Genomic DNA, 1,245 nt, shown 5'->3' on the forward strand with positions numbered 1-1,245 from the left:
CCCTTAGTCATGTCTCTGACTGGCTACCCGATTTCTCTCAAGATGGAATTGGGGCAGGTTTCACCGCAGTCGTGCTTTCATTGACTGGTTTAGAAATTACCACCTCATATGCGAGTGAAGTAGAAAATCCACAAAAGGCGTATCCAAAAGCACTCTTGGCTTCTACGGCGCTAATTTTGGTTTCTTTAACAGCTTGCTCGCTGTCAATTTCATCTGTTGTATCAAGTGATCACGCCCGCTTAAGCGAAGGTGTGATCTTGGCGTTCAAAACCTTCTTTGATGATTTGAACCTCTCGTTCATGCTGCCTGTGATAGCTCTAGCGATTGTGTTTGGCACGCTAGCAAGCTTGAACAACTGGATTATTGCACCGACAAAGAGTTTGCATGTGGCGGCGAAAGACCAGTTTATGCCAATCGCACTGGCGAAAGAAAATCAAAACCAAGCACCTGTCGCCCTACTCTTATTGCAAGGGGCCATCGTTAGCGTGTTGTCCTTAGTGTTTATTCTGGTTCCAAACGTTAACCAAGGTATGTGGTTGCTGAATATCTTAATGACTCAGTTATACATGGTGATGTACGTGTGTATCTTTATTAGCTTTTTGGTGTCACGACGCAAACACGCAGACATCGAACGACCATTTCGTGTCCCTGGTGGCAAAGTGGGGATGAGCTTAGTGGCAGGTTTAGGATTAATTAGCTGTATGATCACTATCGTGGTGTCGTTCGACGTACCAGCAGGTATCAGCGCAGAAACGGGGGCGTATGCACTCGTACTGGGGTTCATCGCATTTAGTTTGCCAGCTATCGCGGCGGTGATGTATCGCAATCGAAAAGTTCGCTCTCAAGCTCAACTAATCGAAGCATTAGCAAGCTAATTTTTCCGAAATACGCAATAGAATAAAGCCGCGGCAGTTACCTGTCGCGGCTTTTTGTTTTTACATATTTTGTCTAAAAATCATGCAAAGCATGCTTGCAATCCCACGCGCTCTAGTGGGTATTTCGTTTGCCTTCTTTTTGGTATTGCTGAGAAATTTCGAAGTAGATATGCATGTCTATTGGCTCAGGTGTATTCAAAAGCATTTTGCCGACTTCGCGCTGAAAATGGCCGTAGTTCCCAAGCTCATCGGTTAGGCCTAGTTGCTCGTAACATGATTCGCTTGCGAACATGCCATACGCGTAATAATGATGATTCAGATCTTTCTGTTTGTCATAGCCAAGCTCTTGAAGTGCCTGATCAATTTCATC

At 45.0% G+C, this 1,245-nt stretch carries 2 protein-coding genes; one reads left to right on the top strand and one right to left on the bottom strand.

Going from position 1 to position 1,245, the window contains the following annotated elements:
- Positions 1-875, top strand: an 875-nt coding sequence (locus R8O70_RS25580; RefSeq protein WP_318184508.1) for an APC family permease, incomplete at its 5' end; no start/stop codon positions are given.
- Positions 876-987: 112 nt separating this feature from the next.
- On the opposite strand, the gene R8O70_RS25585 is transcribed toward R8O70_RS25580, so the two are convergent.
- On the bottom strand, positions 988-1,245 hold a 258-nt coding region (locus tag R8O70_RS25585), incomplete at its 5' end, for a hypothetical protein (protein WP_318184509.1).

It is taken from the genome of Vibrio sp. 779(2023), assembly GCF_033344285.1.
GTDB lineage: Bacteria > Pseudomonadota > Gammaproteobacteria > Enterobacterales > Vibrionaceae > Vibrio > Vibrio alginolyticus.